8 protein-coding genes are annotated in these 12,729 nt (G+C 65.2%); 3 read left to right on the top strand and 5 right to left on the bottom strand.

Annotated elements, in window-relative coordinates:
- Window positions 1–27 precede the first annotated feature (27 nt).
- Entirely contained in the window at window positions 28–357 is a 330-nt protein-coding gene (locus J8I35_RS01060; protein ID WP_050013525.1) for an acyl carrier protein, read from the top strand.
- A gap of 66 nt (window positions 358–423) precedes the next feature.
- Window positions 424–1,416, top strand: a complete 993-nt coding sequence (locus J8I35_RS01065) for a beta-ketoacyl-ACP synthase III (RefSeq protein WP_089490075.1) — start codon at window positions 424–426, stop codon at window positions 1,414–1,416.
- A gap of 322 nt (window positions 1,417–1,738) precedes the next feature.
- On the opposite strand, the gene J8I35_RS01070 is transcribed toward J8I35_RS01065, so the two are convergent.
- A complete protein-coding gene (locus J8I35_RS01070; protein ID WP_209924239.1) occupies window positions 1,739–2,539 on the bottom strand; it encodes an EAL domain-containing protein in 801 nt (266 codons plus the stop codon).
- A gap of 677 nt (window positions 2,540–3,216) precedes the next feature.
- Here J8I35_RS01070 and J8I35_RS01075 point away from each other — a divergent pair.
- Window positions 3,217–5,355 carry a HAMP domain-containing sensor histidine kinase gene (locus J8I35_RS01075; RefSeq protein WP_245170043.1) on the top strand — a complete coding sequence of 713 codons (2,139 nt, stop codon included), beginning with the start codon at window positions 3,217–3,219 and terminating at the stop codon, window positions 5,353–5,355.
- A 37-nt stretch (window positions 5,356–5,392) separates the two neighbouring features.
- Here J8I35_RS01075 and J8I35_RS01080 read toward each other — a convergent pair whose 3' ends face one another.
- From J8I35_RS01080 to J8I35_RS01095, 4 genes are all read right to left on the bottom strand, one after another.
- Window positions 5,393–6,211 carry an NYN domain-containing protein gene (locus J8I35_RS01080; RefSeq protein ID WP_124630080.1) on the bottom strand — a complete coding sequence of 273 codons (819 nt, stop codon included), beginning with the start codon at window positions 6,209–6,211 and terminating at the stop codon, window positions 5,393–5,395.
- A gap of 270 nt (window positions 6,212–6,481) precedes the next feature.
- Window positions 6,482–7,324: an OmpA family protein gene (locus J8I35_RS01085; RefSeq protein ID WP_245170044.1), complete on the bottom strand. Its 843-nt coding sequence runs from the start codon at window positions 7,322–7,324 to the stop codon at window positions 6,482–6,484.
- A 59-nt stretch (window positions 7,325–7,383) separates the two neighbouring features.
- Window positions 7,384–10,908 (bottom strand): YadA-like family protein, encoded by a 3,525-nt coding sequence (locus tag J8I35_RS01090; RefSeq protein ID WP_209924240.1) that lies wholly within the window; start codon window positions 10,906–10,908, stop codon window positions 7,384–7,386.
- A 995-nt stretch (window positions 10,909–11,903) separates the two neighbouring features.
- Window positions 11,904–12,653 carry a response regulator transcription factor gene (locus tag J8I35_RS01095; RefSeq protein ID WP_124555066.1) on the bottom strand — a complete coding sequence of 250 codons (750 nt, stop codon included), beginning with the start codon at window positions 12,651–12,653 and terminating at the stop codon, window positions 11,904–11,906.
- Window positions 12,654–12,729 lie beyond the last annotated feature (76 nt).

Genomic DNA, 12,729 nt, shown 5'->3' on the forward strand with positions numbered 1-12,729 from the left:
TCAACCCGACTTCAAGGAATCGATGCCATGAGCGATCACATTCAAGCCGCCACCGTCAACGCGCCGACGGTCACCGCCGCAACCATTCTCGCGTGGATCCAGGAGTGGACCGAAGCGAACAATCTGCAGGTGCCGACCGATCTCGAACAGACTTTCGCCGACGCCGGTTTCGATTCGATGCATTCCGTCGAACTCGCGTTCTTCCTCGAAGAGCGTCTCAACATCAAGATCGACGATACCGTCCTTTACGACTATCCGACCTTCAATGCGCTGGCCGAGCATCTCGTCTCGCTGCAACGGCAGGACACGAGCGCTGCCGCCAGGCCGGGCGAAGACGCGAGCGTCGGAAGCTGGTAACGCCACGGCGCCGGTTCGAGACATCGGGCGGCCGGCGCGTCATCGACTTTGATCGGAGTACAGAAGATGGTGGAAATCAATCGCGCGGGCCACTGGACGTCGCGCGTCGTCGGCTGCGGTTCCGCGTTGCCCGAGCACCGCATGACGAATCATGACATCGCGCTCAGGGTCGACACCACGGACGAGTGGATCACGCAGCGCACCGGCATCAAGGAGCGCAGGATCGCGGCGCCCGGCGAGAACACGTCCGATCTCGCGATCGGCGCGGCCCGCGCCGCACTGAGTCACGCCGGGATCGCCGCGACGGACGTCGATCTCATCGTGCTCGCGACCTGCACGCCGGACCGCACGATGCCCGCGACGGCCGTGCGCGTTCAGGAGGCGATCGGCATGCCGCGCGGCGCCGCGTTCGATGTGCAGGCCGTCTGTTCCGGTTTCGTTTTCGCGCTTTCGGTCGCCGACAACATGATCCGGCTCGGCCAGGCGCGCACAGCGCTGGTGATCGGCGCGGAAACGATGTCGCGTATCGTCGACTGGCAGGACCGCAACAGCTGCGTGCTGTTCGGCGACGGTGCGGGCGCGCTGGTGTTGCGCGGCGAACGGCGCGAAGGCGACAAGCCGCGCGGCGTGCTCTCCACGCATCTGCATTCGGACGGGCGGTACTGGGACAAGATTCACACGGACGGCGGGGTGTCGTCGACGCAGAGCGCCGGCAAGATGCATCTGGAGGGCCGCGACGTATTCCTGCATGCGGTGGTCAATCTCGCCGACGCGTCGCAGGAAGCGCTGGAGGCGAATGGCCTGAGCCGGGACGACGTCGACTGGATCGTTCCGCATCAGGCGAACCAGCGCATCGTGCAAACCGTCGGCACGAAGTTGAATCTGCCGATGGAGAAGGTCGTGCTTACCGTCAGCAAACACGGCAACACGTCGGCGGCGTCGATTCCGCTCGCGCTCAGCGAAGCGGTATCCGACGGGCGCATCAAGGAGAACGACCTCGTCCTGACGCCCGCAATGGGCTCGGGCTTCACGTGGGGCTCGGCGTTGATTCGCTGGTGATTCACGCGCGACGCACCGGCGCGCGCCGGTGCGCGGCCGATCGGCGCCTTTCCCGAAATGTGGGCGCGCTGTGGAAATGCTCGCGAAAGTGACAAAAGTTCACTTTGAGCGCTCGGGCCGCCGTTCTATGCTGGCTGCATGTCGCACACGGCGGCGCGAACAAACAGCCCGATCGGAGCGTAGATGGCCGTCGATGTTCTGGATGAATCCCGGGATGCTGCGGCGTCCGGCATGCCGGCCCGGCGCATGACGCATGCAGCCGCGAGCCTGAAGCACGAATGGCGCCTACCCGTCGCCCATGGCGCGACCGGTGCACGCAGGGCTACGAGGGGATCCGCGCATGGTAATCGGTGATGAACGTCGCGACCGCCGCTTCGTGCAGCGGCTCGCCGAGGTAGAAGCCTTGGCCGTCGACGTCCGGCAGCGTGCCAGCCCACTCGAACTGCTCGGCGGTTTCGATGCCGGTCATCACGATATGCTTGCCATGACCTTGCGCGATCTGCACCAGGGTTTCAACGACCCGCATGGATTCGCTGTTCTGCAGGACATCGCGGATCAGCGAGCGATCGAACTTGACGATATCCACCGGCAACTGCTGCAACAGCGTCAGCGAATTGAAGCCTGCGCCGAAGTCGTCCAGCGCGACGCGCACGCCGATTGCCTGCGTCGCGTGGATGGCCTCCACGAGCCAGTCGAGCCGGGCAGGCGGAACGACATCGGTCAGCTCGATTTCGACGCGAGCCGGTTCGAGCGCGAGCGACGTCAGCAGCGCGGAAAGCTGCGCGGGAAAATCCGGGTGGCCCAGCTCCGACGGAGACAGATTGATCGCGAGCGACAACTCGCCGCGACCGGCTGCCTTCCACTGCGCGAGCAGGTGCGCCGCGCGCCGGGTGAGCAGGTCCGTGAAGCGGGTGGCCAGGCATGAATCCTCGATCAGGCTGATGAACGACGCCGGCTCCAGGATGCCGCGCGCCGGATGATGCCAGCGCATCAGACATTCGAACCCGGCCAGACGAATCCCCCGGAGTGCGAACTTGGGTTGCAGGAGGAAAAAGAACTCGTCCTGACGAAGTCCGCGTTCGGCATCGTCGAGCGGATCGGGGGACGCAAAGGGGGAATTCATGAATGTCCAGGTAAGCCGATTGAAGTGTCGGCCGCATGTCTCTGATTGATCGATTCTATTGAGCGGAACGCAAATTTTCAACTCGCGAAAAACAAACAAATGTAAATTCGTATATTGATTTGTATATTGATTTGTATATTGGTTGTAGATTTATGTTGGCGGTTATTTCGTGAAAATCGTATCCGGTTATTGTATTTCCATATTGGAAAATCCAAATCATTAATCATTTCGGTGATGTCGGTCTTGCGCCGCGGGTATGCCAGCCGCTGGCGGGTACGAATCATCCGAATAAATGACGGAAATGGCATTGAGGCGGTAATTTTTGCTGGTGAGAAAGGCGGGCGCGAATTCGAAATGAATGCAAGTGCAATTACAATATATGCCTTACATTATTCATATAAAAATTGCAGTATAATTTCTACATCTTAAATTCCGGTTCATTGTGGCTGGCCGATCGGCCCGGTACGTCGGCGTGGGTCTGCAGGGCGGGCGATCGGCAGGTGAAGGGGGGGCCGACGCCTGCGGCGCCCGTCAACGCTGTCTGAAGTAGGTTGCGGTGTTTGATGCAGGCATGGCAGATGCCGATCAATGCGATATCGATGGAGCATCATCTGATCGACATGTTCGGAAGATTTTTGGGGCTGTGGCGGCGCCGTTCATGTGACGAGGGCAGACAGATGGCCGGGAACGTGTCCGCGCATTGTGCGACCGACTGGATACGCCTGACGTTTGCGCTGGTGCTGGTCTGCGCGGTGCTCACGGCGACAGAGGCGTTGCATCGTGTCGACCGCGCGTGGTTCGCATTCGTTTCGCAGTCGGTTCGCCGCGGGCCCGTCAAGCCGCTGGCGATGATCGTGGTCGACGAACGCACGACCGCGCGTCTGGGCAACTGGCCGTTCAGCATCGAAACACGCGAACGGATGATGGAGCGGCTTGCCGGAAGTGGCGTCGCAGTCGTCAGTATCGACCTGACCGGTTTGCGGGACGCCGCGCGCACGCGCGCCGGGCGCCGGGCAGCCGGCGAGACGGCAAGCCACGGCACTGCACGCATGGAGGCGGGGACCGGCAACGTCGGCAATACCGGCCAAGCCTGCGCGCGCGATGCTGCATTTCGCTGGAATGGGCCTTGCGAGCGCTACTCGTACGTCAATGTGCTGGACGGCGCGGTGCCGTCGAGCCGGCTGAGCGGCCGCGCGGTCCTGATTCGCGCGGCGGTCGACCTCGGGCACGGCCGGCCCGGCGTGTCGTCGGCCGGCACGCTGCCGAGCGGAGACACAGCCGCGACAGCGAATGCATCGGCTGGGCTGGCCATGACGGTACCGCTTCACCAGACGGGTTTCGCATGGACGTTGCTGTTCAACGAGATCGTCGTCTGCGTGATCTGCGCGTTGCTCTACCGGTTCGGTCCCCGCGCCGGCCTCGTTGCGTCGTTCGCCGTCACAGGCGCGGTTGCAGCGATCGCGTATGTGATGTTCGCGGTCGGCGGCGAGGCGCTGCCGCCCGCCATCGGCATGCTGATGTGCGTGCTCGCCTGCCTGCTGGTGTTCTGGCGGCGTACCGAAGTGTCGTTGCGCTTCATCGGCCTCCTGGGCGACCGGATGGCGGCCGATCCGTCGCTGCATGCGGAATCGGCGAACACCGCGCCGTACATCGACCCGGTTCGGCGGCAACTGGAGAGGACTGCGAATCTGGATGCGCAGGTACGTCGCTATCGTGCGCTGATCGACGCATGGGTCGACAGTCTTCCGGAAGCGACGTTGATTGCGTCGGCTGCCGGCGTGGTGCTGCTGGCGAACCAGCGGATTGCCGCGTGGTGCGCGGAGCCCGACGAGCATCCTGGGGCTGGGCGGGCGCCGGTGGGGCGTCCGGTTTCGGACGTGCTGTTTCAAATCACCGCTTCGCATCGGGCGAATGAATTCGCCGCGCAGGCGTTGACGTCGCTCGATCACTGGTCTGACGGCGACGCGCTGTCGGCCCAGACGAAATCCCAACTCGATCAGGGGATCGAGATCGCCAATGCCCGGTGCGGTCGTTCGCTGCTGATCAAGTGCGCGCCGATCCGCCCGTCCGTCTACGGCGAGCGTGCGCTGGTCTTTCATGTCGCGGACGTCTCGTCCGTCCGGATGGCCGAGCGGCAGCGCGACATGGCGCTGCGATTCCTGTCGCATGACATGCGGTCTCCGCAGGCGTCGATTCTCGCGCTCGTTTCGCAGATTCAGCGGGAGCCGTCGCGGTACACGCCGCAGCGCTTCGCCGAACTGGTATCACAGTATGCGACGCGCGCACTCAGCCTGTCCGACGATTTTCTCTTTCTTGCCCGGGCCGAGAATCTGCCGCCGAAGCTGGCCGCGGTCGATCCCGCGCTGGTGCTCGGCGATGCCGTCGACGATCTGCTGCCGCAGGCGAGTGCGAAATCGACGACCGTCAATCTCACGGCGGAGCCGGGGCTGAGTACGATCGCCGACGTGCAATTGCTGCGGCGGGCGTTCGTCAATCTGATCGGCAACGCGATCAAGTTCGGTCGCGAAGCCTCCACGGTCGACGTGGAACTGTCGGCCACGGACCGGCACGTGAAGATCGCCGTGACCGATTACGGCGTCGGCATATCCGAGCGCGATCAGGAAAAGCTGTTTCGCGAATTCACGCAACTGGACGGCGGCGCGTCGATGTCCGGGCATGGTCTGGGCCTGGCGTTCGTCAAGACGGTCGTCGATTCGCTCGGCGGAAAGCTGCAGGTCCGCTCGACGCTCGGCGAAGGGACGACCTTCCTCATGTTGCTGTCGAAGCACGATCACGACGCGGCGCTGGGGCACTGATGCGCCGCTGATTCGGCCGCCGCCGACCGATCGCCGGCTATGCAGCGGACACGATCTGGATCCGGCGCGCTTCCGGCGCGCCCGCGTGTTTCGCGGGCGTTGCGAGGTCGAATTCGAGGATCGTGCTGCGGGACGGCAGCCGGGCGAGGATCGACGGATCCTGAAAACTGCTGCCGCGAAAGTAGGCAGGGCTGGTCTCGGCTGCCGCAAGCAGCGGCGTATCGGGCAACGCGGCCCAGAACGCGATGAAGCCGTATCCGTCGTCCGGCTCGAACCGGTTGCAGACGCCGCGCACGCGGGACCCGACCTGGCCCCAGGCTGGCGAGCCGGCGGCCGCATCGCGGACCGGCAGCAGGCCCGGTACCAGATAGCCGCTGATGAACTGGTCGGCCGCATCGCGCAACTCGAGCGGCACGTTGTCGAAACCGAGGACTTCGACCCGGCATCCCTTCTTCTGCAGCGCGCGCACGACTTCGACGAAATCGCCGTCGCTGGTGGCGACGAGCACGGTGTCGAGCCGGTCCGATTCGGATAGCGCGTCGATGGCCATGCCGAGATCCGAATTGGATTTGACGGTTTCGGTGCCGTCCTCGTCGGCGAAGTGTCTGAGCGGCTTGACCGTGACGCGGAATCCCTTGTCGCGCAGCGCCGCCTGATAGCCCTTGATCCGCGCGTCGTAATCGGCGGAGCGCGCGGCGCGGCGCGCGTCGAAACTCAGGTACGCGTGCAGCCGCTGAATCGTGGCGCCGGCCCGACCGGCGAGCGCGCGCAGCACGTCGTATCGCATCAGGTGGCCGCCATTCGCGTCCATGCTGCTTCCATCCACGTACACCCCGACCCTTCTCATCGTCGTCATCCGGATTGCTGGTAGCTCGTCGCTCAGGTGTTCGAATCAAGTGCCGTCGTGCCGCGTCGCGCGCTTTCTGCACGGGTACGGCGGTTGGCGGCCGCACGATCGTGCCGGCCCGGCGCCGATACGGCGGGAAACGGAATGCCGCGCGCGCTGCCGGGAAGCACGACGCGCGCGTCGCCGCCAGCCGGTGCGCGCTGCCGGTTTGCCGGTCGGTCAACGGTGGCGCCTGTCACGCGGGCATCGCGTGAATGACGCCACCCGCGTCGCGGCCCGTCAGTCGCGGCCGCTGACCGCGATCGTGACCCGGCGATCGGGCTGCAGGCACGCGATCACGGCGCGGCTCTGGCCGGGCGGGCAATGCGTGACGGGTTCGCGCGATCCCACGCCGTCCGCCTCGATGACGTTGCCGTCCAGGCCATGCGCGATCAGATAACGGCGAACCGTTTGGGCCCGCGCGCGCGACAGCGGGTCATTCACCGCGGGGGTGCCGATCCGGTCGGTGTGCCCGACCACGACGATTCGCGTGATCGCCTTGTGGCGCTTGATCCGCTCGACCGCATCGTCGAGTTGCGCCTGGCCGCCGGGCTGCATCGATTCGAGGCTCGATTGGCCGAACGCGAACAGCGCATCGCTCTGCAGCGTGAATTGCTCGATCGGTGCGGCCGGCGGCTCTGCCGCGGCTGCCGGCGCGGCGGATTGCGGACGCACGAAGTCCGCACAGGCGGGGTCGCGCCAGTAGGTATTGCTCACCTTCATGTGCTCGTCGTAGCGCACCTGGTACTGGCACGAGACGACTTCGTTGCCGCGGCGGAAGTCGAACAGGTAGTTCCACGTGTGGCTGCCGACGAACCACTCGTTGAAGTGAGGGGGGCCGAGCAGGTCGTACATCTGGTCCTTGTTCAGGCCGGGCCCGACGTTACGCAGGTTCGCCACGCTCACGAACGTGCCACCCTTCGGGCTGGCGGATTGCGGATCCGGGAAGCGGGGCGGCCCGTTGGTCGCACAGCCTTGCAGGGATGCAACGGAAAGCACACTGACGGACAGCGCAAGTGCCCATTGGATTTTCATGATCAGTCTCTCATCGTATAAGGAGCCGCGTATCAGGCGCTGCGGCAACGATCGATCGTTACGCGCAGCCGCCGCCTATCGCTGCAGTGCAGCCGTTTATTCCGCCATCACCACTGATAACCCGCGCCGATCACGGCGCCGTAGTCGTTGCGCGTGTTGGTCGTGATGGCGGCCTTATAGATCCAGTGATTGTTTTCGGAGATCGTCGAGATGCCGATCGCCTGTCCCGACTGGCTGCGATAGACGCTGCCGGCGATCGCGACCATGCTCTTGCCGGGCCCGGACGGTTGCGGCAGGCCCGCGACGGCCATCGCACTCGCGGTGCCGCCGTCCGCGTCGCGTCGCAGCGACTGGATCTTCGCGTCGGTGTACGCGTTCGCGTTGCCGACCGCGGCATTCAGTTGCTGGACGTTGACGCCATCGGTGGGGGCGGTGCCGGCGGCGACGTTCGTGAGCTGCCGCGTCGAAGTCGCCGTGCCGATCGACACGACGTTGTTGCGCCCGCCGTCGTTGCTGCCGGAGCCGATGGCCACGGAGCCGTTGCCGGACGACGTCGAACCCGCACCGATCGTCGTCGAGCCGGTGCCCGATGCGGTCGAGCCGTTGCCGACCGCCGTGCTGTTCGAGCCGGACGCGACCGCGCCGTTGCCGCCAGCCGACGAGTTCGAGCCCGTCGATGCCGGCGGGGTCGACGAGCCCGGCGTCGACGGGAAGCCGCCACCACCGTTGGTATTGCTGAGGTTCTGGATCAGCGTCGTCAGGTTCTGGTTGACGGCGTCGAGCTGGCTGACGTTGACCGCGTCGGTGCCGGCCGACCCGGCCGCGAGACCGGTGATCTTGCGGTTGCCGATGTTGATTTCGCCGGCCGACGACTGTGGGCTGCTCAAGCCGTATGCAATGTAGTTGGACTGCGCGCCCACCGTCGTGACGGAGCCGGCGCCGAGCGCGATGCTGTTCGCGAAGCTCGCGCTGGCGCCCGAGCCCAGAGCGATGGCGTCGGCTGCGCTGCTGTTCGCGCCTGAGCCGATCGCGATACCGCCGGACGTGCTGGCAACCGCGTTCGCGCCTTGCGCGATCGATTGCGGCCCGGTCGCGTTCGCGCCGCTGCCCAGCGCGATGGCATCGGCCTGCCCGGAATTCGCGGCCTGGCCGATGGCGACGCCGCCGGGCGCCGTTTGCTGCACGATCGCACCGTTGCCGATGCCGACGCCGTTGTCTCCGTTGACGACGGTGGTCGGCCCCACCGCGATCGACTCGGCGCCCACCGCGAGCGAATCGGCGGCGGTCGAGTTGGCATGGAAGTACATCGTCGGCGTGACGGCGAACGATTGCAGCGCACCGGTCAACTGCCGGACCGTGACCGCATCGTGCGCGTCGGTCCCGTCGGCGACGTTGATCAGTTGCCGGTACGTGTTGCCCGACGCGCTGCCGAACGACACGGCGCCCAGCAGCGTCGCGTCGGACGTATTGAACGGGACGGTGTGGCTGCCGGCCGGAATCGTGCCGCTGCCGGCCGCGATGGCGCGATCCGATACGGCGCCCGAACCGATCGCGACGCCGCCGGCTATCGAAACGGCCGTCTGCGCGCCGAGCGCCACGCCGTTCGCCGCGCTCGACTGCGCGCCGGTGCCGGCTGCGAGGCTGCTGGCCGCGCTCGCGACTGCCTGAGGGCCGACGGCGATGCTGTCCGTCCCGGTCGCCTGACTGTCGGCCAGCGTCGAGTTCGCGTGGAAGTACTTGATGCCTGCGCCATTGTTGATGTTCGAGATCGCGGTCGTGTTCGCCGTTACTTGCTGGTTGGTCGCGAACAACTGCGAACCGTTGACCGCGTCGGTGCTGGCGCCGCTCAATTGGCCGGCCGCGACGTTCTGGATCTGGCGTTCCGCGTCCGGCGCACCGACGCTCACGACGCCGGAGGGGGCGGCGCCCGCGAAGTTGTAGGTCACGCCGCCAATGACCGCGCTCGAAGTCGGTGTGGCGGCGACGGTCGACGAATTCGCGCCGAGCGCGACGCTGTTGGCCACGCTCGCGATCGCGCCCGAGCCGATCGCGACGCCGCCGGTTGCGGCGGCCTGGACGTTGGCCGAATCGCCGATCGCGATCGCGCCCGCGACATTGGCCTGCGATGCGTTGCCGAGCGCGACGGAGCCCTGCCCGGTCGCGACGTTCGTATTGCCCAGCGCGATCGCGCCATTGCCGTTCGCGGTGTTGTTGGCGCCTACGGCCACCGCGCCGTTGCCGGTGGCCGTGTTCGGATCGCCGATCGCCACCGCGCCGTTACCGTTCGCGGTCTGCCCTTCGCCGAGTGCGACCGCACCGGTGCCGCCGCTTACCTGCGAGTTGTGACCGCCGGCAATGGAACCCGCGCCTGCGGCCGCGGCCACCGTGCTGGTGTCGCCGAACGCGACGGTAGAACCGGCCAGCGCTTGCGAGCCGGTGCCGATCGCGACGCCGCCGTATGCCGATACCCCGGCATTCACGCCAAGGGCCACCGAGTTGTCGCCGCCTGCGGTCGCGCCGGCGCCCAGCGCGACGCCGGAAATGCCGGAAGCCGTCGCCAGGTTGCCGAGCGCAATGCCGAACAGGGTGGACGCCGTGGCCGTGTTGCCGATCGCGATCGAACTCGTGCCGCTCGCCGTCGCCTGGCTGCCGAACGCCTGTGCGTAGGTGTTGCTCGCGAGCGCGTTGTAGCCGATGGATACGGCCTGGGCGCCCGTCGCCTGCGTGCCGGAACCGGGCACGCCCGCTGTGCCGCCCGGGCCGAGCGCGACCGCGTTGACGCCCGACGCGCCGCTGTTGACGCCGATCGCGACGCCGGACGCGCCGCTGACCGACGCGCCCGAACCCAGCGCGATGCCGGCGTCGGCGGTGTTGGTGGTGATCGATTCGAAGCCCGCGGCGATCGAGTAGCTACCGGCCGCGGTCGCCAGCGTCCCGAGCGCGGTCGAGTGGTCGCCCGATGCGGTACCGCCGGCGCCGAGCGTCGTCGCGGAATTGTTGGAGGCAACCGACGCGTTGCCGAGGGAAACCGACGACGTGCCGGACGCGGTTGCATTCAGTCCGGCGGCCAAGGCATGGTCGGCGGTCGAACGGGCGCCCGCACCTAACGCCGTGCTGCCGACACCGGACGCCGTCGAGAAATCGCCCAGTGCACTGGCGTTTTCCGCAGTCGCGGCTGACCAGATACCGATCGCGGAAGCGTTGGTGCCGGTCGCCAGCGCCTGTTGTCCCAATGCGCTCGAACCGATGCCGCTCGCCGTGCTATTGCTGCCGATGGCTGTCGAGCTGCTGTTGGTTGCCGTCGCGGCTTGACCGAATGCGCTGGTTCCCGGGCCCGATGCGACCGTGTTGGGGCCGACCGCCGTTGCTGCGGTTCCGGTGGCGCTCGCGCCCGGTCCGGCCTGATACTGCGCAATGGCCTGCTCGGGTAGGGTGGCTGCGCCGAGCAACACTGACATGATTGCTGCTGCGCATCGCGTGCCGCGCAGGTTCGGTCGACCTGGCGCACAGCGCTCGTCAACGGCGCCCGACGACGATCCCGGTTTTCCTTTTCCGCCGCCCGTATCGATTTCCGACACGGCGACGAGTGCCCCGCGCGCCTTGCTCCATATGACCTTGTGCACTCTTTTCATCGTGACAACCCCTATAAAATAAGAAGATCTATCAGGCTTGATTTGGTAGTGGTACTAAATGTGTTGTGAAAATAAAATTCACGGTATGCGCGTCTGATCCATATTTATTGCGGGAATGAAATGAGCATGTGCGACCACGAGAATGTGTCGGGCCGGGCACGAGTCGGGGCGGGGCGAATCCGGCGCGTCGTCGGGCCGGGCAAGTCGATCGCGTGACGACGACACGCGTCCGCGTCGATCATGGATCGCTTCATGAGATTTTCCATTTCTATATCTCGGCGTGAGAAGTGCTTGCTCGGCGGCAGGCCGCCGTTACTGTAATAGGGGAAGCAGAACAATCTGAGAATTCAATGCGCGATCTCGATTCTTGAAGCGAGAAAATCAGGTTTTTTTAATGGCGTCGCCAGTACGATCCAGCATGGATTTTTTTAATCGAAGATCATCGATTTATGGGTAACGGGGCGATGATCGGATAAACGATATAAGCGTATTTAATTGCATGATCCTTGTGATGCTAGATATTAGGAGAGGACCTTCGAATCAAAAAGAAAACATTTGTCACGTTTTGAAGGATTGTTAACGTGTGACGACGCTGCCTCATTGCGATGGATTGCATGGGATCGCACGTAGATGGCACGGCCGATCTGCCGCGGACCCGAATCGGTGTAAAAACGTCGAAAGGCGTCGGGGAGCCGGTTGCCAGCCGGTGTTCCGAATGAATAGGAATGCGAAGTGAATGCGGGGCGATTCTTGCGTCGGCGAGCGGCGCACCGGAATCGGTGGCGTCGGTCAGCGGATACCAGGTTCCGGGCGCACGCTACTCGTCGTGGCGCGTGAATGCACGATCAGCATCGGCAATGCCGTTGCGGCGTCGCCACGCGATTGCCAACGCTTCGGAAGCCAGCTCTGTCGCGTAACGAAGCGCCTGCGCATGACGTCGGAGCATGCCGGGAGCCGCGCCTCCTGCCGGAGGCGCCACCCACATGCAACGACACTCACACGCGGCTTTCCAGCAGCATGCCCGCGTCGCGGCGAACGTCGGCGGAAGCTTCGGTGGAAGGCTTGATCTGATCCAGTCGATAACCGAGCGTATAAATTGCGGAAAGGCGCAGGCCATTCTCGATCCCGAGCTTCAGTTTTTGCCGAATCCTGTAGATGTGGGTATCGAGCGAACGCGACTCTGTTCCCAGTTCGCGCCCCCACGCCGTGGTTGCCAGCAACTCGCGCGACATGATCTTGCCGAGATTCTGAAACAGGCATGCAACGAGCTGAAATTCCTTCGTCGTCAATTCGATCTTGGCATCGCGAAGCCGGACCGCGCGCTCCACCGGGTCCAGCACGTACGCGCCCGCCCGGATCGGCTCGTCGCGCCTCACGTTGCGCGCGACGCGGCGCAACAGCGCGTTGACCCGCGCGGCGAGCTCTTCGGCGCGGAACGGTTTGCTCAGATAGTCGTCGGCGCCGGCCTCCAGCGCCCTGACGACATCGAGTTCGTCCACGCGGCTGGTGAGGAACAGCACACCGTATTCGACATCCGCACGCGTACGGATCCAGTTCAGGACTTCGATGCCGGTCAGGCTCGGCAAGTGCCAATCGAGCACGACGGCGTCGACGGATTCGGATCGCAGGTAACGCAGCGCCTGCTCTCCGTCGACCACGACCTTGATCGTGTGGCAAAAGGGGGAGAGTGCACTTTGCACTTCCTCCGCCTGAACGGGATCGTCCTCCACAACCAATATGCGCATGCGTGCCCCCGGGTATCATGATCGGCCTGCTCGGTTGAAACCGAAAACGTCGGCTTCGCGAGCAGGCAAACGTTTG

It is taken from the genome of Burkholderia sp. CpTa8-5 (assembly GCF_017815045.1).
Lineage (GTDB): Bacteria > Pseudomonadota > Gammaproteobacteria > Burkholderiales > Burkholderiaceae > Burkholderia > Burkholderia sola.

Coding starts and splice junctions, on each gene's coding strand:
- J8I35_RS01060 (WP_050013525.1), top strand. CDS start 28: ATGAGCGATCACATTCAAGCCGCCACCGTCAACGCGCCGACGGTCACC.
- J8I35_RS01065 (WP_089490075.1), top strand. CDS start 424: ATGGTGGAAATCAATCGCGCGGGCCACTGGACGTCGCGCGTCGTCGGC.
- J8I35_RS01070 (WP_209924239.1), bottom strand. CDS start 2,539: ATGAATTCCCCCTTTGCGTCCCCCGATCCGCTCGACGATGCCGAACGC.
- J8I35_RS01075 (WP_245170043.1), top strand. CDS start 3,217: ATGGCCGGGAACGTGTCCGCGCATTGTGCGACCGACTGGATACGCCTG.
- J8I35_RS01080 (WP_124630080.1), bottom strand. CDS start 6,211: ATGACGACGATGAGAAGGGTCGGGGTGTACGTGGATGGAAGCAGCATG.
- J8I35_RS01090 (WP_209924240.1), bottom strand. CDS start 10,908: ATGAAAAGAGTGCACAAGGTCATATGGAGCAAGGCGCGCGGGGCACTC.
- J8I35_RS01095 (WP_124555066.1), bottom strand. CDS start 12,653: ATGCGCATATTGGTTGTGGAGGACGATCCCGTTCAGGCGGAGGAAGTG.